A 23,643-nucleotide genomic window follows, 5' to 3' on the forward strand; every position below is an offset into this window, starting at 1 on the left:
AATAAACAAAGAATGAGAAGAAAAATAATTTTGTCGCTTTTGTTAGCCGTGCAAGTTATTACAGCACAGCAACAAAAAAATGAATGGGAAAATCCAAGCATTGTAGATAGAAACAAAGAAGCAGGGAGGGCTACATTTGTTTTACATCAAGACGAAGCTACGGCAATTACTAACGAACCTGAGCAATCTTCATATTATAAAAGTTTAAACGGAGATTGGAAATTCAATATCGTTAAAAAACCAGCCGATCGTCCTCAGGATTTTTACAAAGTAGATTTGGATGATAAAAGTTGGACTACTATTCCAGTGCCGTCTAACTGGGAAATGCAAGGACATGATATTCCTATTTATACTAATATTACGTATCCATTTCCAAGGAATCCGCCTTTTGTAGACAATAATTACAATCCAGTAGGAAGCTATAGAAAAACATTCACAGTGCCTGAAAATTGGAACGGAAAAGAAGTGTTGTTGTGCTTTAATTCTATTTCGGGATATGCTCGTGTTTTTCTAAATGGAAAAGAAGTAGGAATGACCAAAGCTTCTAAATCTGTAGCCGAATTTAATGTGACTTCCTTTTTACAAAAAGGAGACAATGTATTGGCGGTTCAGGTTTTCCGTTGGCACGATGGAAGCTATTTAGAAGATCAGGATTTCTGGAGATTAAGCGGAATTGAACGCGATGTGTATTTGCAAGCGACTCCTAAATTAACAGTTTGGAATTATTTTGTAAATGCCGATTTGGACGAAAATTATACCAATGGTCTTTTTAAAACTACGGTTCAATTAAGAGCTTTTCAGCAAAATAAAATCAAAAAAGCCAATCTTACATTGACTTTGTTAGATGCTCAAGGCAAAAAAATATACAGCGAAACTAAAAAAGTGACGAATGCTACAAAGGAAGTTGCGTTTAATTCAACGATTAATAATGTAAGCAAATGGAGTTCGGAAACGCCTTATTTGTATCGTTATGTTATAAAATTAGAAAGTGCAAATCCTACCGAAAATTCTGTGGTTTATGGGAAAATTGGTTTTAGAAAAGTAGAAATTAAAAACGCCCAACTTTTAGTTAACGGAAAAGTAATGCTAGTGCGTGGAGTAAACATTCACGACCATCACGAAACCAAAGGTCATGCACCTGACAGACCTACAATGCGTAGAGATTTAGAATTGATGAAACAAAATAACATCAATGCTATTAGAATGAGTCATTATCCGCACGATCCTTATTTGTATGAGTTATGCGATGAGTACGGAATGTATGTGGTGGATGAAGCCAATATTGAAACGCACGGTATGGGTGTGGACGGACAAAAATTAGACGAAAATTTACATCCCGCTTATGTGCCAGCATGGGCACCAGCTCATTTGGATCGTATAGCACGTATGTTAGAAACCAATAAAAATCATACTTCGGTTATTATTTGGTCTATGGGTAATGAATGTGCGAATGGTCCGGTTTTTTATGAAGCTTATAAATGGTTGAAAAGCAAAGATACTTCAAGACCAGTTCAATTTGAACAGGCTAGAGAAAACGCCAATACAGATATTGTGGCGCCAATGTATCCAAGTATAAAATACATGAAAGACTACGCTGCAGCCGATAAACCAAGACCTTTTATCATGTGTGAGTATTCTCATGCTATGGGAAACAGTAATGGTAATTTTCAGGAATATTTTGATATTATCAACAGCAGTCCGCACATGCAAGGTGGTTTTATTTGGGATTGGGTAGATCAGGGAATTAAAACTAAGGACGAAAACGGAACTGTTTTTTATGCTTACGGTGGTGATTTAGGCGGAAAAGATCTTCAAAATGATGATAACTTTTGTGCAAACGGATTGATTAGTGCTAATAGAATGCCGCATCCGGGACTGGCTGAGGTTAAAAAAGTATATCAGGATATTTTGTTTAGTCTAAAAGGATCAAACCAATTGACAATTAAAAATATTTTTCATTATACCAATTTGAATCAGTACCAATTCAAATTCGAATTAGTTAAAAATGGTCAGTTGGTTCAGGAAAAAACATTCAATGTAGATTGTGATCCAGAACAAAGTGTAACGATTGATTTGCCAATTGAAACTTTAAATGAAAAAGGAGAATATTTCTTGAATGTCTATGCGTATACTAAGACAGCAACTGATTTAGTTCCGGTGAATCATGAATTAGCCAGAGAACAATTTGCCATTGGAGAAGGAAACTTCTTTGTTGAAAAAACATCGGATATTTCGAAAAAGAAGGAATTAAAAATCAAGAAAAAAGGAAGTATTGTAGCATTCGAAACCAAAACAGTAGCTGGAACTTTTGACTTGACTGAAGGAGAAATTAAAAGCTATAATTTTAAAAATGAAAATGCTGAGGTTATCACTAATTTCCCAACACCTTATTTTTGGAGAGCACCAACGGACAATGATTTTGGAAACAAAATGCAAGAGAAATTAGTTGTTTGGAAAGAAGCGCATTTGAATCCTGAAGTAAAATCGGTTACGGTTGGTAAACAAACAGAACAAGGTTTGCCGATTGACGTTCAATACGTTTTAGCAGGAACTAAAGCAGCTTATACCGTAAATTATTTAATCCAAAATAACGGAGAAATAAAAGTAACTGCTACCATTGATATGACCGATAAAAAATTACCAGAATTGCCACGTTTTGGAATGCGTTTGGAACTTCCGGGTGCTTATGAAAATTTGAGCTATTACGGACGTGGACCATTAGAAAATTATTCGGATAGAAAAACAGCTTCTTTTGTGGGAACCTATCAAGACAAAGTAGCAAATCAATTTATTTGGGAATACATTCGTCCACAGGAATGCGGGTATAAAACGGATACACGTTGGTTTAGTTTGCAAAACAGTAACGGATTAGGATTGAAAATTACAGGAGAACAAACTTTAGGTTTTAGTACACTTAATGTTTCTACAGAATCATTAGATCCGGGAGCAACAAAAAATCAACGTCATACTAATGATGTTAAACCACAGGATACTGTTTTTGTACACGTAGATTTAGCACAACGTGGTTTGGGTGGAGATACTAGTTGGGGAGCACTTCCGCATGAACAATATTTGCTTAAAGCTCCAAACTACACTTACAGTTATACCTTGAGTTTGATGGCTCCAAATAATTAATATTAAAATGAAATTATGTTTCCAATAAATATGAAACGAATACAATCCGCATTTTTAACGATTTCGATAAGTCTGGTTTTAGTCTTCTTTTCGTCTTGTAGTGCCACTAAAAAAGTAACTGAAAACAACAGTGCTTACTTATTTGTGTATTTCACAGGAAATGGAAAAACGGAAGAAGCCATTCGTTTTGGATTGAGCAAAGACGGTTATAATTATTATGCTTTAAATGACAACAAACCCGTTATTGCTTCTGAAAAGATAAGTACAACAGGCGGCGTTCGTGATCCACATATTTTAAGAGCTGCCGATGGCAAAACGTTTTACATGACGGTAACCGATTTGCAAACTGCCAATGGCTGGGATAACCAGGCGATGGTACTTTTAAAATCGACTGATTTAGTGAATTGGACTTCTTCAAAAGTAGATATTTCAAAAGTGTTTACTGGTTTTAAGGATGTAACACGTGTTTGGGCACCACAAACTATTTATGATGCGAAGGCTAAAAAATACATGGTGTATTTCTCGATGTTGCAACCGGGTGGAAAAGACATTGTTTATTATTCGTATGCCAATGAAGATTTTACTGCTTTGGAAACAGTTCCAAAACAACTGTTTTTTAGTCCAACGAATGGGTCTTGTATCGATGCTGATATTATAGAAAAAGATGGGAAATTTCATTTGTTCTTAAAAACAGAAGACACAGCCGATAAAGGAATTAAACTAGCCATTTCGAACCAATTGACTTCAGGATATGTTTTGAAAGACGAATATGTGGATCAAACCAATGAATCCGTTGAAGGTTCTGGTGTTTTCAAACTAAACAATTCGGATACTTATATTTTGATGTACGATATGTATAGAAAAGGAAAATACCAATTTACATCTTCGACTGATTTGGAAAATTTCAAGGTAATTGACGAAAGTGTTTCAATGAATTTCCATCCAAGACACGGTACAGTTTTACCAATTACCAAATCGGAAGCCCAAAGGTTAATTAATACATTCGGTTGGTTTCCAAACAGTGAAATTGTAGGAGCACAATCGGCGGCAATTAAGCAAAACAATGTCATTGCTGATGTTCAAAACAAAAAGATGTTGCTTCCTGTAAAAAACGGAACAGATTTGAAAAATTTTAATCCCGAATTCAAAGTAAATCAAGGAGCAACGGTGAGTCCTTCAGGAGCTCAGGATTTTTCTCAAAAGGCGGTAAAGTATGATTTTGAAATGGGCGATTTAGGAAAAACCTCTTTTGATGTCGAAGTGGTTGTTAGAAATAATCCTTCATTGACAGGGTATTATGCTGATCCTGAAATTTTGTATTCGAATAAAGACAATCGTTTTCATTTGTATCCTACCAGCGATGGTTTTCATGAATGGAGTGGCGATTACTTCAAGAGTTTTTCTTCCACTAATTTAGTGGATTGGGTCGATGATGGAGTTTTGTTAGATCTGAAAAAAGATGTTTCCTGGACAGATGTAAAAGCCTGGGCGCCTGCAGCAGCCGAGAAAAAAATAAATGGAGAATACCGTTATTTCTTTTATTATACTGGAGATGCCAAAATAGGTGTGGCGACAAGCGATAATCCTCAAGGTCCATTTACAGATATTGGAAAACCATTAGTAGCTACAAAGCCTAACGGAATTACCAGAGGTCAAATTATTGATCCGGATGTATTCACTGACCCTGTTTCGGGAAAAAGTTACTTGTATTATGGAAACGGATTTATGGTGGGAGTCGAATTGAATGATGACATGATTTCGGTGAAAGAGAATACGTTGACCGTTTTAAAGCCAGATAATACCTTTAGAGAAGGAACGGAAGTTTTTTATAGAAAAGGGAAATATTATTTTTTATGGTCTGAAGACGATACACGAAGCGAAAATTATAGAGTGCGTTATGCCACTTCTAATGCTCCATTGGGAAATTTTACGATACCTAAAGATAATTTGATATTGGCTAAAGATCCTTCTCAGGGAATTTACGGAACTGGTCACAACTCGGTAATCCAGATTCCGGGTACTGATGAGTGGTATATGGTTTATCATCGTTTTACTATCCCAAAAGGAATCACTATGGGGCGTGCAGCAGGATACAATAGAGAAGTGTGTATCGACCGACTTTATTTTGACGATGAAGGAAATATCATTGTTGTAAAACCAACATTAGAAGGAATTCAGCCTATTAAGAAATAAATTAAAGCATTTTCACCATTAAGCATTTAAGACCATTAAGTCTAAATTTCCTTAATTTCTTAATGGTGAAATAAAATATTTAAATGGTAAATTAAAAAGTAAAGCAGTGTTATAAACTATGAAGAACTATATTAATTTGATGTTTAAGTGCTCATTGGTGTTTTTATTGTTTTCGATATCGGCTAATGCACAAAACAAATCAGCGAAAATTTTGGTGAAAAATAAGCTCGATTTTTCTCGTCAGGAAATTGTTTCTGTTTCAGGAAAGCAGCTTTCGGATTTGATAAAAGGAAAAAAGGAAAAGGAACTCCGAATTAAAAAAGAAGGAACGCAGCAATATTTGTTTTTGCAGTGGATTGATTACAATCAGGACGGAATTTCAGATGAATTGTTGTTTCAGGCTGAGGTTGCGGCTAAAGCCAAAGCAAGTTATCAAGTGGTTTTTGATGAAACAATTCCGTTGATCGAAAGTACAATTACAACCTATTCTCGTTTTGTTCCTGAGCGAACGGATGATTATGCCTGGGAAAATGATAAAGTAGCTTTTAGAACCTATGGTCCTGATGCACAAAAAAGAGTAGAAGAAAATCGCCCCGAAGGAACACTTAGCAGTGGAATCGATCTTTGGTTTAAAAGAACTGATAAATCAATCATCAATAAATGGTATGCCGAGAATGTGAAAAAACCAGGTTATTACCATATCGATCACGGCGAAGGTTATGATCCATATCATGTGGGTGCAAGTCGTGGAACTGGAGGAACTGGAATTTGGGAAGATAATAAACTGGCAGTTTCTAAAAACTTTGTGAGTTATAAAACCATTGCTGTTGGACCTTTGCGCACCGTTTTCGAATTGACCTATGCGCCTTGGAGTTCCTATCAGGTGAAGGAAACCAAAAGAATTTCGTTAGATTTAGGTTCGAATTTTTCTAAGTTCGAAATTTCGATTGATGCCAATAAACCACTTCCAAATTTCACCACAGGAATTTCTTTGCATGACAATAAAGGCGAAGTGAAAATCAACAAAAAAGAAGGTTGGTTCCGTCATGCTGAAAAAATTGATGGCGTTTTCTTAGGTGAAGGAATTGTATTGAATCCAAAGTTAGTTAGCGATGCTTTTTCGAATATTTCTAAAGAAAAAGACCAAAGCAATTTGTTAGTAATAATGCATCCAGAAGAAAATAAACTGACTTATTATGCTGGTTTTGCCTGGCAAAAAAGTGGTCAGGTTATGAACGAAGCCGATTGGGATACTTTATTACAAAAACAAGCTAAATTGTTAGCTAATCCTCTTAGGATAACGATAAAAGAAAATAAATAAATCTTTTTTTGTAGTTTCGCTAAAACTTACAAAAAAACTAGAATGGATATAATTGCAGGACTAAAAGATAAAGTAGTCGTAATAACTGGAGGAGCTGGAGTACTAGGTACCGGATTTACAAACGCACTAGCAAAACAAGGAGCTAAAGTTGCCATATTAGTAAGAGACTTAGTAAAAGCACAAAAATTAGCTGACGAAATTAATAGTGCTGGTGGAAAAGCCTTAGGTGTTTCTGCTGATGTTTGTGATGAAGCGAGCTTAAGAAAAGCGCATCAGGAAATTAATGAGCAATTAGGATTAGTTGACATTCTAATTAACGGAGCGGGAGGAAATCACCCAAAAGGAACTTCTGCAGATGTTTCTTTTGACAGAGAAAATAAAACGGAAGGATTGCAAACTTTCTTTGGTTTAGATACTGAAGGTTTACGTTTTGTATTCGACCTTAATTTTATTGGGACTTTATTGCCAACTCAGGTTTTTGCCACTGATATGATAGGAAGAGAAGGTTGTAGTATCTTGAATATTTCTTCGGTAAGTGCTTTTCATCCTTTGACAAAAGTGGTGGCTTACAGTGCTGCCAAAGCTGCTATTAGTAATTTAACAGAATGGTTGTCGGTTTATTTTGCAAAAGAAGGAATTCGAGTAAATGCACTTTCTCCAGGTTTTTTCTTAACCGAACAAAACAGAACTTTATTGACTAACGAAGATGGAAGTTTGACTGAAAGAGGAAATAAAATTCTTTCGCAAACTCCAATGGGACGATTTGGTCAACCAAATGATTTAGATAGTACGCTACTTTGGCTTTGTAATCCAGATTCTCGTTTTGTAACAGGAATTGTTGTTGCTGTAGATGGAGGATTTTTAGCGTATTCAGGAGTTTAACACACACATATAATCAAAATACAATGGGAATAGAACAAACTTGGAGATGGTACGGACCAAAAGATACTGTGCCGCTTTCTCATATTAAAATGGCTGGAGCTACTGGAATTGTAACGGCTTTGCACCATATTCCAAATGGAACCGTTTGGACAGTGGAAGAAATTCAAAAAAGAAAAGATGAAATCGAAGCGGCTGGATTAACATGGTCAGTTGTTGAGAGTATTCCGGTTCACGAAAACATCAAAACTCGCAAGGGAGATTATAAAAAATACATTGAAAACTACTGTCAAAGTATTGCCAATTTAGGGGTTTGTGGAATCGATACGGTTTGTTACAATTTTATGCCGGTTTTAGACTGGACCAGAACTGATTTGGCTTTTGAAGTAGAAGATGGTTCTAAAGCCTTGCGTTTTGACAGAATGGAATTTGCGGCTTTCGAATTGTTTTTGCTAAAAAGAAAAGGAGCTGAAAACGATTATACTGCCGAAGAAGTAGCTAAAGCAACTCGCGTTTTCGAAGCGATGACTGAGGAGCAAAAAAAGCTTTTAGTTAAAAATATTATTGCAGGATTACCAGGTGCTGAAGAAGGATATACTGTAGAGCAATTGCAAGTAGCTTTAGATGATTATGCTGAAATTGGCGATGCCGAATTGAGAAATAATCTATACGCATTCCTGAAAGAAATTATTCCGGCTGCTGAAAAAGCGGGAATTGTAATGGCTATCCATCCTGATGATCCGCCTTATGCTATTTTAGGCTTGCCAAGAGTAGTAAGTACTGAGGCCGATGCAAAACAACTGATTGAAGTGGTGGATAGCAAAAGCAATGGTTTGTGTTTTTGTACCGGTTCTTACGGTGTAAGAGAAGACAATGACTTGGTTGGTATGGTAGAAAGATTGGGTCACCGTATTAACTTTATCCACTTAAGAGCAACGAAGCGTGATGCAGAAGGGAATTTCTACGAAGCAGATCATTTAGATGGCGATGTAGATATGTACGGCGTGATGAAAGCCATTGTGGAAGAGCAAGATAAAAGAATCGCTAATGGTCGTCCCGATTACAGATTGCCAATGCGTCCGGATCACGGTCATCAAATGCTTGACGATTTAGATAAGAAAATGAATCCAGGTTATTCTGCTATTGGTCGATTAAGAGGTCTTGCTGAGCTAAGAGGTCTTGAAAGAGGAATAAGAGGAAACCAAAAATAAATACGATAAAGAGGAGCAATTTTTTGCTCCTTTTTTTTGTTTTAAAGGCAGTTATAGTCCTTCAATAGCGTTATATTTGTGTTAAACACTAATAATAGAGGTGCTTAACACCAGTGTTATTAGTGCTTCGAACCAATAATGTAGGTACTTAACACCAGCACTATTGGTTTTTTAAACCAATAATAAAGGTAGTTAACACCAATACTATTGGTGCTTCGAACCAATAATAGAGGTAATTAACACCAGTACTATTGGTACTTTAAACCAATAATAGAGGTAGTTAACACTAATAGTACTAGTGTTTAACCCCTTTTTTTAGAGCAATAGTATCCAATTTATAACCTAAAAACAACCAAAGATGAAATCCAATGATAGAAAATACAAGGACGGAAAAGGAGAACAATATCCCGTAATAGGTAATTTTATCCACTACCACATAGTAAAGCATAAAATCAAGAAAGCCGATGTAGCCCGAGAACTTGGCATAATTCCCACAGGATTGAACGACTATTTTAAGCGAGATACGCTACAGTTTGCCATACTCTGGAAATTAAGTCTGGTGCTCAAGCACAATTTTATTGCACAACTAGGCGAATACTTGCCTTACCGTTTTGAAAGCATACAGGAAAAAGCCCTAAAAAAAGAACTGCAAGAAAAAAACAACTACATCCAAAAACTGGAAATCCAGCTCGAAACCCTAAGAGAAATGATAAAGAAGTAGCGGTTTTGTAAGATTTATTTATATATTAGCGAAATCATAACAGCAGCCGATAACATGCAAATTAAGTATAAAACTAGTTTAGTTTATGCGCCAATAAACTAGTTAGCAGAAACCCTCGAGCTACACGAAACGCATAAAAAAACTCCATAAAAAGATAACATTATCTAAAATAATGTAAAGATATTTCGCACTATTAAATACTTTTCAAATTTTGTATCTTGCGAACAGTAAATTTTAATTATGCTTAAAACAATTCAGATTATTGCATTAATTCAAGGACTTTTCGTCCTTTTTGTTTTATATAACAATCGCAATAGTTATAAGAACACAACTTTTTGGTTATTATTCGGCAGTTTATTTACCATCGTGCTATATATTATTGGAGATGACAAGAATAATTTATTTGTTAATAACACTGATTGGTTTCTTTTCGATAACACACTTTTTATAACATTTTTATTTTTGTTTTTTAGGTATTTCAAAAGCAATAAAGAAAAGTTTATAAAATCAGATTATTATTTTTTCATACCAAATATCATTTATCTAATTCTTGAAGTAATTGAAATAAAATTAATTCAAACTAACATAGTCATTGAAGTTTTAGAAGTATTCTGCGAATTAACTTTTATCATCTACTTATCACTAATTTTATTTTCCATAATTTCAAGTAAAAGAAAAAATTGGATTATATATTTCATTATTCCAATCATTATTTTGTTCGTTTTTTCACTTATTAATGATATTCTTAAAATCGTTGGATTGTCAGAATTACCGTTTTTATCCAACCAAAATTTCAATTCATATCTTTTATTAGTTGTTGCGTTTTTATTCTATTTTATAACTTTTAAGTTGTTTAATGGTAATAAAGAAATTTTACCTAAAGTAGAAATCGGTAAATACAAAAACTCAAATCTAAACGATGAAACAATTAGTAAATATAAAACTGCTTTAATCAATGCAATGCAAATTGATAAAATATATCTTGATGGAAAATTATCCATACAAGATGTTTCAGATAAATTAAATATTCCGCGTCAATACATTTCTGAAGTTTTAAACGAACATATGAATACCAATTTTCAAGATTTCATAAATGAATATAGAGTGGAAGAATTTGTAAACCGACTAAAAAATGACCAAAACAATAATCTTACACTTTTAGGAATCGCTACAGATGTAGGTTTTAATTCTAAATCTTCTTTTAATGCTACATTTAAGAAATTCAAAGGCTTAACACCAACACAATTCAAGAAAAATCTTTTGTGAAAAAAGTAATTGGTACAAATCAATCATTTTGCACTTATTTGATTTTTATGAAAACACAATCACTTACGATATTTGCGAAATAATTAAAAGAACCCAAAATTATGTCGCAACTTAAATTAATTAAAAAGATTCTCTTTTGCTTTATTTTAACTATTTCAACCTACTCGATTAACGCACAAGTAAACGATACACTTTCATTTGTAAAATCAAAACGAATGTCAGATGATGACCTTGCAAAAAAACGAGAAGGAACTTTCATAACGGGTTTGCCTGACTTTTCATCAGATCCTGTTACAGGTTTTGGTTTTGGTCTTAGAAGTAATGTCTATTGGAACGGCGAACGAACAAATCCACTTTTTGCCTACACACCTTACTTGGCAAAACTAAAAGCTAATGCAGCATATTACACTTCAAACGCAAGAGAATTAATTTTATCTTTAGATGTACCATATTATAAAGGAACACGTTGGAGATTTAAAATTGATTTTAAAGCACAACAAAATCCAGCAAATTTATATTTTGGCTCAACAGAATCAACGTTAGGCAATCTTCGATTGCCATCCAATGAAAACATTACTTTTTCAACATATGAAGTATTTGACAAAGCAAGAAAAACGCTGAGACCAGGTGGAATTGGCGAAGCAAGTTTTGTGACAGATGCCTTGTCAAACCGATTTAGAGAAACAGAATATATGCTTAATCTAAAAGGAGATTACGCAATAGGAAACGGAAAATGGCGAGTAATGGGTGGTTATGAAATTCAAAATTTAAGTTATAAAACTTTTGAGAGAGAGGAAGCGGAGGCAATAAATCCAAATTCAGGAGAAGAAACTACTGCTCCAAATGGATTTTCACTTTTACAAAGAGATTTTAATCAAGGCTTAATATCTGGCTTAAATGGTGGTTGGATTTCAATTTTACAAACCGCATTAATTTATGACACAAGAGATTTTGAACCCGACCCAACCAAAGGTTACTATTTTGAAATAGCAAATGAATATTCTAGCAAATATATTGGCTCACAATTTGATTTCAATAAACTTTTTATTCAAGCAAGAGCATATCAAAAGTTGCCTTTTGGAAAAAGAACTGTTGTCGCTGGAAGATTTGGAGTTGGTAACATTTTTGGCTCGAATGCCCCATTTTTTGAATTTCAAGACCAATGGAGTCCAGAAGGTAGCATCAATGCACTTGGTGGAAAGCAATCATTGCGAGGTTATCGAGCAAATCGGTTTTTAGCACGTTCTATGTGGTTCACAAATATTGAATTAAGATATAGAATTGCAGAAACAAAATTAGGAAAACAAAGATTTGCTTTCGGTGTCGCACCATTTTTTGATGCAGGAACAGTAAGAGATGAATGGCAAAATCTAAACTTTAAAAACATTCATTACTCGTATGGTTTAGGTGCAAGAATTGCTTGGAATCAGTCCACAATTTTATCATTTGATTACGGAATGTCAAAAGAAGATAAACTCTTCTACATCGGCATAGGTCAAGCTTTTTAACAAACTCGATAGCGCAGAATTGTATTCTGTGCCCACCAAGAGCATCAACTTTGTGGAGTTACTTGATGAGATCCTTCCTTCGTCAGGATGAAGATTGCGGTTAAATCGTTTTTCCCTGTAGTGTAGATTTGTAAATCAAAGAAAAATTTTAACAATGAGATTCTCAAGAGGCTGATTGTAGTTTTTTCAAAAGACTGAGGTAAGGAGCAATTTTTTTGCTCCTTTTTTGTTTAATAAATCGTTACTGTTATGAAACAATTATATTTGTAATGTATTTAAAAAAAACAACAAACCAATGAGTCTACTTCAAAACCAGTTTAGAGAAAAATTATTTTTTAGTTTTTTACTGCTATTGTCTTTTTTTGGTGTTTTTGCACAAGAAGAAATACAAACCAAACCTGAATTACAAGAAATAAAAGTAGATTCTTTGTATCGCGAAGATCAGTTTTATTTTGGGTTTACCTACAATACTTTGCAGCAAAAACCAGTGGGATTATCCCAACAAAAATTCTCGATAGGAATTTCTGGAGGTTTTCTTCGCGACATGCCTATTAATAAAAACAGAACCAAAGCCTTTGCAACAGGTTTAGGTGTGAGTTACAACAATTACAATGAAAATTTAGGAATCAGTGGAACCGCTCAGGATGCCACTTATGCCATTTTAGGATCGCAAAATAATTTTGATAAAAATAAATTCACCCAATTATTAATTGATGTGCCTCTGGAATTCAGATGGAGAACATCAACGTTTCAGAGTTATAAATTCTGGAGAATTTATGGCGGAATGAAATTCAGTTATTTGGCTTACAGTAAATCAGTTCTTAACAATGACGATGGAAAAACGGTAATTACAAACAATAAAGATTTCAATAAATTCCTGTACGGATTGTATTTGTCTGCGGGTTATAATACTTTGAATGTATATGCTTATTATGGATTGAATCCCATTTTTAAATCGGCTCAAATTGATGGTGATAAAATCAAAATGAATTCCTTAAATGTGGGTTTAATTTTCTATATTTTATAACCATAAATATAGAAAAAGAATTTGCGGAAGACTACCTAAAAACACGCCAATAATCAACTCTTTAGGTGTGTGTGCTTTCATAACTAATCGAGAAGAAGCTACAAAACCATTCATCAAAACCAAGAAAACAATCCATAGCGTATTTTGGGTATGATTATGCAAACTCAACCCAAAAACAAACAGAGTTAAAGCACTGATTCCTATCATGTGTAAACTAGCTTTTTTGCGCACAAACAAAAGGATTAACGCAATCAGTGTGCTAAACAAAGCGCCCAATAGAAAAAAATGAAGTTCAGGATAACGTTCAATCGTAATGCTTTTTCGAACCAACAGAATAAGTAAAAAACATTGAATAACTAAGGGTATTTTTCGTTCGGATAATTCGTGTGCCATTACCGAACTAATTTTTCCAGTTAGTCTAAGCAGAAAAAAGAATAGTACCGGAATAAGAAATGTAATGATGGTAACCTGCAATAAAACCAAGTATTTCTCTTTGTTTAAAGTATAAGATTGGTTTAAAAAAAGATAGAAAAGAGTGGCGTATATCGGGATGAATACCGGATGAAAAACATAAGAGAAAAGGGAAAATATTCTTTTTGGCATTGTAAAATAGCTTAGTCTTACAAATATAACGATTCTTGTAAAAAGACATTGTTTATTGTGATTAGATTTATTCTGAGTCCTTTTTTTTAACGCAAAGTGTATGGTTTCAATTTCAAAAAGAAGTCTTACTTTTGATGGTGTATAGTTTTAAGTCTATTTCAAATCCATGAGTATAACAATTAAAAATAGTATTTCAATCCTAGATGCAAAATGGTTTGGAATTCATCCCGAAGCTACAATAGAGACTATTTCCATCGATAGTCGATCGTTACAAAATAGTGAGCAAACGCTGTTTTTTGCTCTGGTTGGCCCCAATAATGATGCGCATCATTACATCAAAGATTTGATTGCAACTGGAGTACGGAATTTTGTGGTTACTCGTATTCCGGAGGATTGCGAGAATCAGGCTAATTTTTTAGTTGTTGAAAATACTTTGGTGGCATTGCAACAATTTGCAGCCTATTACCGCAGTCTTTTTCATTTCCCTATTATCGGTTTAACAGGAAGCAACGGGAAAACCATTGTCAAAGAATGGCTTAATTTTCTTTTAAGTCCGGATTATAATGTGATTCGAAGTCCTAAAAGTTACAATTCACAAGTGGGTGTGCCGTTGTCAGTAATTGCTATTAATGAAAAACACAATTTGGGCATTTTTGAAGCGGGAATTTCTACCGTTGCTGAGATGGATAAATTGGAAAAAATCATAAAACCGACTCTTGGTGTTTTGACCAATATTGGTTCTTCTCATGACGAAGGCTTTGCTGATTTAGAACAAAAAATTCAACAAAAAATGCTGTTGTTTCAGGATGCTGAAGTGTTGATTTATCAAAAAAACAGTCAGGTCGAAAATTATATTTCAGCTAAAACCAAGCCTTTTTCGTGGAGTTTTAAAGACAAAAATGCCGATGTTTTTGTTTCGAAAAAAGATATTACGAATCAGGAAACAACATTATTTTACCAATACAAAGGGAAATCCTGTCAATTAAAAATTCCATTTATAGACAAGGCTTCTGTTGAAAATGCCATCAGTTCTTTAATGGTACTATTGCATTTAGACTATGAAACCAGCGTAATTCAATCCCGAATGGAAATGCTTTTTCCTGTCGAAATGCGTTTAGAAGTAAAAAACGGAATCAACAATTGCAGTATAATTGATGACAGTTACAGTTCGGATTTTCAGTCTTTGAAGATTGCTTTGGATGTTTTGGAAAGTCAGAATCAATTTGAAAAGAAAACCGTAATTCTTTCGGATATTTTTCAAAGTGGTTTTCCTAACGAACAGTTGTATGCTAAAGTGGCGCAGTTAATTGTTTCGAACAAAATCAATCGCGTCATCGGAATTGGAGAAACCATTTCGGCGTTTAAAGATCAGTTTTCGAATTGTATTACGTTTAAAACCACAGCCGAATTCATTTCGAATTTTGAAAAGTTGGATTTCTCTAATGAAAGTATTCTGATCAAAGGAGCACGTTCGTTTCAGTTTGAGGAAATCGTGACTTTGCTTGAAGAGAAAACGCATGAAACGGTTTTGGAAATTAATCTGAATGCGATAAGTTACAACTTGAATTTCTTTAAATCGAAGTTGAAACCAAAGGTCAAAATCATGTTAATGGTCAAGGCTTTTGGTTATGGAAATGGCGGATTGGAAATAGCCAAATTGTTAGAGCATCACAAAGTTGATTATTTAGGTGTGGCTTTCGCCGATGAAGGAATTTCGTTGAAAAATGGCGGAATCAAATTGCCTATTATGGTGTTGAATCCTGAAAGCACCAGTTTTTCGGCTATTATTCAACATCGTTTAGAACCCGAAATTTACAGTTTGAAAGGATTGCATGCCTTTCTTAAAATTGCAAGACAAAAAAATCTGCAACATTTTCCAATTCATATTAAACTCGATACAGGAATGCACCGTCTGGGTTTTGAAGAAAATACCGTTGACGAATTAATTGCAACTTTAAAAGGAAATTCGACCGTTAAAGTCCAAAGTATTTTGTCGCACATGGCTACCAGTGATGATGTGAAATATTATGATTTTGCCCAATCACAAATTAGTTTGTTTGATAGATTGTCTTCCAAGATTATTACTGAATTGGAGATACAACCTATTCGTCATATTTTAAATACTTCGGGAATCAGTAATTTCCCGGACACGCAATTTGATATGGTGCGTTTGGGAATTGGATTGTATGGTGTTTCTAATGATGCGAATGAACAGAAATATTTGGAAAATGTAGGAACATTAAAATCGATTATTTCGCAAATTCGAATTATCCCGGCAGGAGACAGTGTGGGCTATGGCCGCCGTTTTATGGCTGAAAAAGAAACCAAAGTCGCCACCATTCCTATTGGTTATGCTGATGGAATTTCGAGACTTTGGGGCAATGGTGTGGGCTATGTCAATATAAAAAACCAAAACGCTACAATTTTAGGCAGCGTTTGCATGGATATGCTGATGGTGGACGTAACTGAAATTGATTGTGCCGAAGGGGATGATGTGATTATTTTTGGCGAGAATCCGAATGTTTCTTTTATTGCCGAAAAGTTGAATACGATTCCGTATGAAATATTAACGAGTATTTCCCAAAGAGTAAAACGGGTGTTCTATCGCTAATTTTTTGGCTTTGAATTGGTATTCTTGTTAAAAAAAATGTTAATTTAGCATTTTCAAAACAAGTTCAACTATAAAAAAACAATAAGGTATGGGATTTTTTAGCGATTTTAAAGCCTCTTTAATGAAAGGCGATGTATTGAGTCTGGCAACTGCCGTGGTAATTGGTGGTGCTTTTGGTAAAATTGTGGGTTCTGCTGTAGATGATGTTATTATGCCCATTGTTGGTTTATTGACAGGCGGAATCGATTTTACAACTAAGTTTATTACTTTAGACGGAAACAGTTATGCCGATTTAGCTGCTGCAAAAACGGCTGGAGCTGCTGTAATTACCTATGGTAACTTAGTACAGGCAATTATCAATTTTGTAATTATTTCGTTTTTTATCTTTGTAGTTTTAAGAGCTGCTGAGAAAGCTAGAAAAAAGGAAGAGGTGGTTGCTGCACCTGCTGCTCCAGCTGGACCTACTCAGGAAGAATTGCTTACTCAAATTAGAGACTTGTTAAAAAAGTAATACCGCTTCACTATATGTTCAACTAAACCATTCGGAAACGGATGGTTTTTCTATTTTGTTATATTTATAACTTTTTGTTACTTTTTGTGAACGTCATTGTTTTAGCTTGGATATTAATTACTTTTGCAGTTCAAATTTAATATTCAATAATAAAAATATACTATGAAAATAGCAGTTGTAGGTGCAACCGGAATGGTTGGTGAAGTAATGTTACAAGTATTAGCAGAAAGAAATTTTGTATCTGCTAATGATGAATTAATCCTTGTAGCTTCTGAGAGATCAGTAGGAAAAGAAATGGAATTTCAAGGTAAAACATACAAAGTGGTAGGATTAGCTACTGCAGTGGATATGAAACCGGAAATTGCGTTGTTTTCTGCAGGAGGAGATACTTCATTAGAATGGGCACCAAAATTTGCAGCAGCTGGAACTACTGTAATTGACAACTCTTCAGCCTGGAGAATGGATCCTACTAAAAAATTAGTAGTTCCTGAAATCAATGCTGGCGAGTTAACAAAAGAAGATAAAATTATTGCTAACCCTAACTGTTCTACTATCCAAATGGTTTTGGCTTTAGCGCCTTTGCATAAAAAATACAATGTAAAAAGAGTTATCGTTTCTACTTACCAATCGATCACTGGAACTGGTGTAAAAGCGGTAAAACAATTAGAAAACGAATATGCAGGAATTGATGGTGATATGGCTTACAAATACCAAATTCACCGTAACGCTATTCCTCAATGTGATGTTTTTGAAGAAAACGGATACACTAAAGAAGAGATGAAATTAGTTCGTGAGACTAAAAAAATCTTAAGTGATAATACAATTGCTGTTACAGCAACTGCAGTTCGTGTGCCTATCGTAGGTGGACACTCTGAGGCAATCAATGTAGAATTCTCAAATGATTTTGATATCAATGAAGTAAGAAACATTCTTGAAAACACTGATGGAGTAATTGTTCAGGATAACCTGAAAGAGTTTGAATACCCAATGCCTCTTTTTGCTCAGGGTAAAAATGAAGTATTTGTAGGTAGATTAAGAAGAGATGAATCTCAACCAAATACTTTAAACATGTGGGTTGTTGCGGATAACTTAAGAAAAGGGGCTGCTACAAACACGATTCAAATTGCTGAATATTTAGTAGCTAACAAATTAGTTTAATACTATAGATTATTATAAATAGAAAAGCTTCTCGAATGAGAAGCTTTTTTTATGGTAAAAGTTTATTTTTTAGAAAATATTCTTACAAATTATTTAAAATAAATTAAACTATTTCTTAAGCAGTCTGCTCCATTAGGATTTCTTAATCCCTCTGTTTACCTTTGCAACCAATGAAAAGGCAACAGCTTCTATTTAGTTTTACTTTGGCAACGGCAGTATTGTTTTCGATACTGTTCCAGTCTTTTCATGGCTATGAACATTTAGAAAAACAACTTTCGCATAAATTCTGTGTCCACGACCACAAGGAGAATAAAGTAGAGATTACCCATGAGCACAAAATTGTTGAACATTGTGCGATTTGCCAATTTGAATTTGGTAGCAGTCTTTATCCAAAATTTATAACTTATCATTTCTTTTCTGATTTTAGGGCAATTCCTTTTTTTAATAAAGATCAAAAAGAGATTGTTTCTTTCTCGGGGAGTTTGTATGCGCACCGGGGTCCTCCCATAAGTATTGTTTAATACCATTTTACCTTTATCATTAAAATATTTTGAATTTTACCATTAAGTAGTTAAGAGAATTTAGTTTTAATTCTTAATGTGTCTCAATTTCTTAATGGTGTAAATAGTGGAATTTTGTTTTAGTTCGCTAACAAATTTTGTTAAGTGACTCAATTCTAATTTCACTTTCTCCTGTTTTACATTAAACATGGGAAAGTAAACAATACAATCATTTTCAATGAAAAAATACATAATTGCTCTTTTTTTAGGGTTTTCAGCAATGCTACAGGCTCAAAATGTAGTTTCAGGAATAGTTACGGATGTTTCGAACCAACCCATAATTGGAGCTTCGGTTTATATTCCTGAATTGCACAAAGGAACAACTACCGATGCCGATGGGAAATATGCTTTTAAAAATATGCCCAACGGAAGTTTTAGAATTGCTTTTTCGTATGTGGGGTTTAAGACCATAAATCAATGGGTGGAAAAACTCACTAAAAATACTGTTGTGAATATCCAAATGGAAAATGCTATCCTAGAGATTGACGAAGTTATTGTTTCTACTCCTTTTAATAAAATGCAATCGCAAAACGTTATGAAAGTAGAACACGAAAGTATTGAAAGCCTTCAGCAAAAAGGAACTTCGACTTTAATAGAAGGGCTGGCCACTATTCCCGGTGTTTCTCAGATTTCTACAGGAACTTCGATAGGCAAACCCGTGATTCGTGGTTTGAGCGGGAATCGTGTTTTAGTATATTCACAGGGTGTTCGTATCGAAAACCAGCAGTTTGGAGCAGAGCACGGTTTAGGGTTGAATGATGCAGGAGTTGAAAGTGTTGAGGTAATCAAAGGACCAGCTTCATTATTATACGGTTCGGATGCCATCGGTGGGGTTTTGTATTTTAATCCTGAAAAATTTGCCGACGCACATACTTTTAAGGCTAATTTTAACCAAAAATATTTCAGCAATACGCTGGGAAGTAATGCTTCAGTGGGACTGAAAACATCAACAGATAATTGGAAATTTTTAGTCAGAGGAACTCACAATACGCATTCGGATTATAAAATTGGGCAAGGTGATCGGGTGACCAATAGCCGTTACAACGAAACGGATTTTAAAACCGGAATTGGATATAACAATAGTAAATTTTCTTCGGTTGTTCGATATAATTTTAATAAATTGGATTTAGGAATCCCAGAAGAAGGTCTGGCGGAGCAAACGTATAGTAAAAATCCTGAATCTCCCCGTCAGGAAGTGTACAATCATTTATTGAGTTTGAATAATGTTGTTTATTTTGGTAATTCAAAATTAGATGTCGATTTAGGTTATATTTCTAATAATCGCATGGAATATGAAGAAGGCAATGAGGCATCTTTAGATATGTTATTGAATACCTACAATTATAATGCAAAATACCACTTGCCAAAAACAGGTCGTTTTGAAACGGTTTTAGGAATTCAGGGAATGCATCAAACCAATAAAAATTCTGGAGAAGAATTTTTGATTCCGGATGCTACTACAAATGATTTTGGTGTTTTTGGAACGGCTAATTACGAATGGGGATCAAGTGTTTTACAGGCAGGATTGCGTTTTGATAATCGTAATTTGAATTCTTTGGCACATGAAGTAGGAGAAGATGAACATCATCACGAAGATGAAGAAGAGCATGATCATGAACATCATGATCACGAGCATCATGGGGGCGATATTGATGCTTTGAGTAAATCTTTCAATAGTATCAATGCTTCATTAGGATATAAAACCAATATTTCAGAAACATTAGTACTGCGAATGAATGTGGCCTCGGGTTTTAGAGCGCCTAATTTAGCTGAGTTGACTTCTAATGGAGTGCATCATGGAACGAACCGTTACGAGATAGGAAATGCTAATTTGAAAACGGAGCAAAACCTGCAAACCGATTTGAATTTGGAATACGGAAACACACATTTTGAGTTTTTTGTAAACGGATTTTACAATCACATCAACAATTATATTTATACTTCACCAACAGGAGAACAGCTCGAAGATAATGATGTTTTCGAATACATTCAGAACAATGCCAAATTGTATGGAGGTGAAGTAGGTTTGCATTTTCACCCGCATCCGTTGGATTGGTTGCATTATGAAACCAGTTTTGAAACGGTAACTGGGAAAAAGCAAAATGGCGATTATTTGCCATTAATTCCGGCCAATAATTGGAACAATACCATTAGAACCGAATTCAAAATTAAAAACTGGTTCGAAGAAGGATTTGCCAGTTTGAATGTTAATACTACTTTTAATCAGAATAATGTGAGTGGTTTCGAAACCAGTTCAAACGGTTATACTTTGGTAAATTTAGGTTTTGGAGGAAAAGTAAAATGGGGTAAAACCGCATTTAATGTCAATTTGAATGGCAATAATGTATTCGATAAAAAATACATTGCCCATCTTTCCAGATTAAAAACCGATGGAATTCCTAATATTGGACGAAATATTGTGCTGGGAGTAAATTTTAATTTATAGCACGTTTTTAGTTTTACCGCAAAGTTTACTAAGTCCTTCGCAAAGACCGCCAAGCATTGTCAACTTTACTGGTGCCAAATCATAAATTTTCGTGTGCTTTGCGCCAAACTTTGTGTTCTTTGCGGTTAAATACAATTTGAAACCATTAAGTGTTGAGAAATCATAGAGTCTAGTGCTTAGTTTTCTTAATTTCTTAATGGTTTTTATTTTTAAAATTTACTCACATCTGCGGTATTTTTATCCTTATTTTTGTAAAAATCAATAGTTAAAATACTATGCGAAAAATAATTATTATAACTACAATTATCAGTTCTGTAATGACATCATTTGCTCAAAATTCAAAACCCATTCAATATCCGAAAACCAGAAAAGATGCCACGGTTGATGAGTATTTTGGAACAAAAGTAAATGATCCGTACCGTTGGCTGGAAGACGACCGTTCGGAGGAAACTGCTGCCTGGGTTAAGGCGGAGAATAAAGTAACGAATGCTTATCTGGATCAGATTCCTTTTCGAAATCAACTCAAAGAAAGACTGGAAAAACTGTGGAATTACGAGAAAATAGGAGCGCCATTTATCGAAGGTGATTTTACTTATTATTTCAAAAATAATGGGCTGCAAAATCAATCCGTTTTGTATCGAAAAGATGCATCGGGCAAAGAAACTGTTTTTCTGGATCCCAATACTTTTTCTAAGGATGGAACTACTTCTTTGGGCGAATTGGCCTTTTCTAAATCGGGTTCGAAATTAGCGTATTCCATTTCCGAAGGCGGTAGCGATTGGCGAAAAGTAATCATTATGGATGTTTTGACTAAAAAAGTTATTGGAGATACTTTAATAGATGTGAAATTTAGTGGTTTGTCCTGGAAAGGGAATGAAGGATTTTATTATTCGAGTTACGAAAAACCCAAAGGCAGCGAATTATCGGCTAAAACCGACCAGCATAAATTGTATTTTCATAAACTGGGAACAAAGCAAAAAGAAGATAAAATCATCTTTGGCGAAGACCAAAAACGACGTTATGTTGGCGGCAGCGTTACCGAAGACGATCGCTATTTGGTCATTACAGCAGCCACTTCAACTTATGGAAATGAATTGTACATTCAGGATTTGTCAACGCCCGAAAGTCCTATTGTGACTATTGTTTCCGATTTTAATAGCGACAATACCGTTATCGATAATGAAGGAACGAAGTTGTTGATTGTAACCGACAGAAATGCACCCAACAAACGAATTGTAATTGTAGATATCACTAATCCAAAACCTGATAACTGGAAAGATTTAATTGCCGAAACCACTCAGGTTTTAGAACCAACCACTTGTAGCGGTTACATTTTTGCACATTATATGAAAGATGCCGTTTCGGTGGTAAAGCAATACGATTATTCAGGGAAATTTTTGCGCGAAATTCAGCTTCCGGGATTAGGAACAGCTAGCGGATTTAGCGGTAAGAAAAAAGATAAGATGATGTATTTTACCTTTACCAATTATATTACTGCGGGAACTATTTTTGCTTTAGAACCGCATTCTGGAAAATCAACAGTGTATCAAAAATCGAAAGCCGAATTTAAAACAGAAGAGTACGAATCCAAACAAGTATTTTATACTTCAAAAGACGGAACCCGAGTTCCAATGCTCATTACTCATAAAAAAGGATTAAAACTAGACGGGAAAAATCCAACCATTTTATACGGTTATGGCGGATTCAATATTAGTCTGACGCCTAGTTTTAGTATTGCTAATGCGGTGTGGATGGAAAACGGAGGGATATTTGCAGTGCCTAATTTACGTGGCGGTGGCGAATATGGAAAAGAATGGCACGATGCAGGAACCAAGTTGCAAAAACAAAACGTTTTTGACGACTTTATTGCCGCAGCCGAATATCTAATTGCCGAAAAATACACGTCTTCTCATTTTCTGGCCATCCGCGGAGGTTCAAATGGCGGTTTGCTGGTAGGTGCCGTAATGACGCAGCGTCCTGATTTGGCTAAGGTAGCTTTGCCCGCCGTTGGCGTTTTGGATATGTTGCGTTACCATACTTTTACCGCAGGAGCCGGTTGGGCATACGATTATGGAACTGCTCAGGATAGCAAACAAATGTTCGAATACCTGAAAGGCTATTCGCCATTGCATACTATTAAAAACGGAGTGCAATATCCCGCAACTATGGTTACCACGGGCGATCATGACGATAGAGTAGTGCCGGCACACAGTTTTAAATTCGCCGCCGAATTGCAATCCAAACAATCCGGAAACAATCCTGTTTTAATCCGAATCGATGTCAAGGCTGGCCATGGTGCCGGAAAATCAGTTGCAGCAACCATACAGGAAAATGTCGATATTCAGGCTTTTACGTTATACAATATGGGAATTACCGAGTTACCAAAATAATTTTCAGGAGCAGAACAAGACCGTTTTTTTAACAACGTTTTGTCCCGCTGTCCGCTCTATCTCTAGTGGCAAACACCGCCACTAGAGGATGCCGCTTCCATCA

General features: G+C 34.9%; 16 protein-coding genes. 15 read left to right on the forward strand and 1 reads right to left on the reverse strand.

All coding sequences use genetic code 11. The features are described 5' to 3' along the window. Positions 1-12 precede the first annotated feature (12 nt). The 9 genes from lacZ to AAGV33_RS11970 all read left to right on the forward strand — a co-directional run bounded on the left by lacZ (position 13) and on the right by AAGV33_RS11970 (position 13,261). The gene (gene lacZ / locus AAGV33_RS11930; protein WP_373392250.1) at positions 13-3,135 is read left to right on the forward strand and encodes a beta-galactosidase, LacZ type; all 3,123 of its coding nucleotides are present in this window, start codon (positions 13-15) and stop codon (positions 3,133-3,135) included. Positions 3,136-3,165: 30 nt separating this feature from the next. Further along, positions 3,166-5,328, forward strand: coding sequence for a family 43 glycosylhydrolase (locus AAGV33_RS11935; protein ID WP_373392251.1), 2,163 nt, complete (start codon positions 3,166-3,168; stop codon positions 5,326-5,328). 118 nt (positions 5,329-5,446) lie between these two features. Beyond that, positions 5,447-6,649 carry a DUF4861 family protein gene (locus AAGV33_RS11940; protein ID WP_373392252.1) on the forward strand — a complete coding sequence of 401 codons (1,203 nt, stop codon included), beginning with the start codon at positions 5,447-5,449 and terminating at the stop codon, positions 6,647-6,649. A gap of 42 nt (positions 6,650-6,691) precedes the next feature. After that, the gene (locus AAGV33_RS11945; RefSeq protein ID WP_373392253.1) at positions 6,692-7,531 is read left to right on the forward strand and encodes an SDR family oxidoreductase; all 840 of its coding nucleotides are present in this window, start codon (positions 6,692-6,694) and stop codon (positions 7,529-7,531) included. 29 nt (positions 7,532-7,560) lie between these two features. Next, the gene (gene uxuA / locus AAGV33_RS11950; RefSeq protein WP_373392265.1) at positions 7,561-8,739 is read left to right on the forward strand and encodes a mannonate dehydratase; all 1,179 of its coding nucleotides are present in this window, start codon (positions 7,561-7,563) and stop codon (positions 8,737-8,739) included. A 358-nt stretch (positions 8,740-9,097) separates the two neighbouring features. Continuing rightward, positions 9,098-9,460, forward strand: coding sequence for a transcriptional regulator (locus tag AAGV33_RS11955; RefSeq protein ID WP_373392254.1), 363 nt, complete (start codon positions 9,098-9,100; stop codon positions 9,458-9,460). 759 nt (positions 9,461-10,219) lie between these two features. Beyond that, positions 10,220-10,726 carry a helix-turn-helix domain-containing protein gene (locus AAGV33_RS11960; protein ID WP_373392255.1) on the forward strand — a complete coding sequence of 169 codons (507 nt, stop codon included), beginning with the start codon at positions 10,220-10,222 and terminating at the stop codon, positions 10,724-10,726. Between the two features lie 101 nt (positions 10,727-10,827). Further along, positions 10,828-12,234 carry an Omp85 family outer membrane protein gene (omp85, locus tag AAGV33_RS11965; protein ID WP_373392256.1) on the forward strand — a complete coding sequence of 469 codons (1,407 nt, stop codon included), beginning with the start codon at positions 10,828-10,830 and terminating at the stop codon, positions 12,232-12,234. A gap of 295 nt (positions 12,235-12,529) precedes the next feature. Continuing rightward, positions 12,530-13,261: a porin family protein gene (locus tag AAGV33_RS11970; protein ID WP_373392257.1), complete on the forward strand. Its 732-nt coding sequence runs from the start codon at positions 12,530-12,532 to the stop codon at positions 13,259-13,261. On the opposite strand, the gene AAGV33_RS11975 is transcribed toward AAGV33_RS11970, so the two are convergent. Continuing rightward, entirely contained in the window at positions 13,256-13,864 is a 609-nt protein-coding gene (locus AAGV33_RS11975; protein ID WP_373392258.1) for a hypothetical protein, read from the reverse strand. The genes AAGV33_RS11970 and AAGV33_RS11975 overlap by 6 nt on opposite strands. Before the next feature lie 166 nt (positions 13,865-14,030). On the opposite strand from AAGV33_RS11975, the gene AAGV33_RS11980 reads away from it, so the two are divergent. The 6 genes from AAGV33_RS11980 to AAGV33_RS12005 all read left to right on the forward strand — a co-directional run bounded on the left by AAGV33_RS11980 (position 14,031) and on the right by AAGV33_RS12005 (position 23,540). Further along, entirely contained in the window at positions 14,031-16,475 is a 2,445-nt protein-coding gene (locus tag AAGV33_RS11980; protein ID WP_373392259.1) for a bifunctional UDP-N-acetylmuramoyl-tripeptide:D-alanyl-D-alanine ligase/alanine racemase, read from the forward strand. A gap of 88 nt (positions 16,476-16,563) precedes the next feature. Then, entirely contained in the window at positions 16,564-16,986 is a 423-nt protein-coding gene (gene mscL / locus AAGV33_RS11985) for a large conductance mechanosensitive channel protein MscL (protein WP_373392260.1), read from the forward strand. Between the two features lie 162 nt (positions 16,987-17,148). After that, a complete protein-coding gene (locus AAGV33_RS11990) occupies positions 17,149-18,144 on the forward strand; it encodes an aspartate-semialdehyde dehydrogenase (protein WP_373392261.1) in 996 nt (331 codons plus the stop codon). Positions 18,145-18,314: 170 nt separating this feature from the next. Continuing rightward, positions 18,315-18,665: a hypothetical protein gene (locus tag AAGV33_RS11995; RefSeq protein WP_373392262.1), complete on the forward strand. Its 351-nt coding sequence runs from the start codon at positions 18,315-18,317 to the stop codon at positions 18,663-18,665. Positions 18,666-18,882: 217 nt separating this feature from the next. After that, on the forward strand, positions 18,883-21,150 hold the full coding sequence (locus tag AAGV33_RS12000; RefSeq protein ID WP_373392263.1) for a TonB-dependent receptor: 2,268 nt from the start codon (positions 18,883-18,885) through the stop codon (positions 21,148-21,150). A 275-nt stretch (positions 21,151-21,425) separates the two neighbouring features. Continuing rightward, positions 21,426-23,540 carry a prolyl oligopeptidase family serine peptidase gene (locus AAGV33_RS12005; protein WP_373392264.1) on the forward strand — a complete coding sequence of 705 codons (2,115 nt, stop codon included), beginning with the start codon at positions 21,426-21,428 and terminating at the stop codon, positions 23,538-23,540. Positions 23,541-23,643 lie beyond the last annotated feature (103 nt).

The organism is Flavobacterium magnesitis (assembly GCF_041729735.1).
Lineage (GTDB): Bacteria > Bacteroidota > Bacteroidia > Flavobacteriales > Flavobacteriaceae > Flavobacterium > Flavobacterium magnesitis.

Excerpts from the sequence above, each read along its gene's own strand:
- lacZ (WP_373392250.1), top strand. The coding sequence starts at position 13 with ATGAGAAGAAAAATAATTTTGTCGCTTTTGTTAGCCGTGCAAGTTATT.
- AAGV33_RS11935 (WP_373392251.1), top strand. The coding sequence starts at position 3,166 with ATGAAACGAATACAATCCGCATTTTTAACGATTTCGATAAGTCTGGTT.
- AAGV33_RS11940 (WP_373392252.1), top strand. The coding sequence starts at position 5,447 with ATGAAGAACTATATTAATTTGATGTTTAAGTGCTCATTGGTGTTTTTA.
- AAGV33_RS11945 (WP_373392253.1), top strand. The coding sequence starts at position 6,692 with ATGGATATAATTGCAGGACTAAAAGATAAAGTAGTCGTAATAACTGGA.
- AAGV33_RS11955 (WP_373392254.1), top strand. The coding sequence starts at position 9,098 with ATGAAATCCAATGATAGAAAATACAAGGACGGAAAAGGAGAACAATAT.
- omp85 (WP_373392256.1), top strand. The coding sequence starts at position 10,828 with ATGTCGCAACTTAAATTAATTAAAAAGATTCTCTTTTGCTTTATTTTA.
- AAGV33_RS11970 (WP_373392257.1), top strand. The coding sequence starts at position 12,530 with ATGAGTCTACTTCAAAACCAGTTTAGAGAAAAATTATTTTTTAGTTTT.
- AAGV33_RS11975 (WP_373392258.1), bottom strand. The coding sequence starts at position 13,864 with ATGCCAAAAAGAATATTTTCCCTTTTCTCTTATGTTTTTCATCCGGTA.
- AAGV33_RS11980 (WP_373392259.1), top strand. The coding sequence starts at position 14,031 with ATGAGTATAACAATTAAAAATAGTATTTCAATCCTAGATGCAAAATGG.
- mscL (WP_373392260.1), top strand. The coding sequence starts at position 16,564 with ATGGGATTTTTTAGCGATTTTAAAGCCTCTTTAATGAAAGGCGATGTA.
- AAGV33_RS11990 (WP_373392261.1), top strand. The coding sequence starts at position 17,149 with ATGAAAATAGCAGTTGTAGGTGCAACCGGAATGGTTGGTGAAGTAATG.
- AAGV33_RS11995 (WP_373392262.1), top strand. The coding sequence starts at position 18,315 with ATGAAAAGGCAACAGCTTCTATTTAGTTTTACTTTGGCAACGGCAGTA.
- AAGV33_RS12000 (WP_373392263.1), top strand. The coding sequence starts at position 18,883 with ATGAAAAAATACATAATTGCTCTTTTTTTAGGGTTTTCAGCAATGCTA.
- AAGV33_RS12005 (WP_373392264.1), top strand. The coding sequence starts at position 21,426 with ATGCGAAAAATAATTATTATAACTACAATTATCAGTTCTGTAATGACA.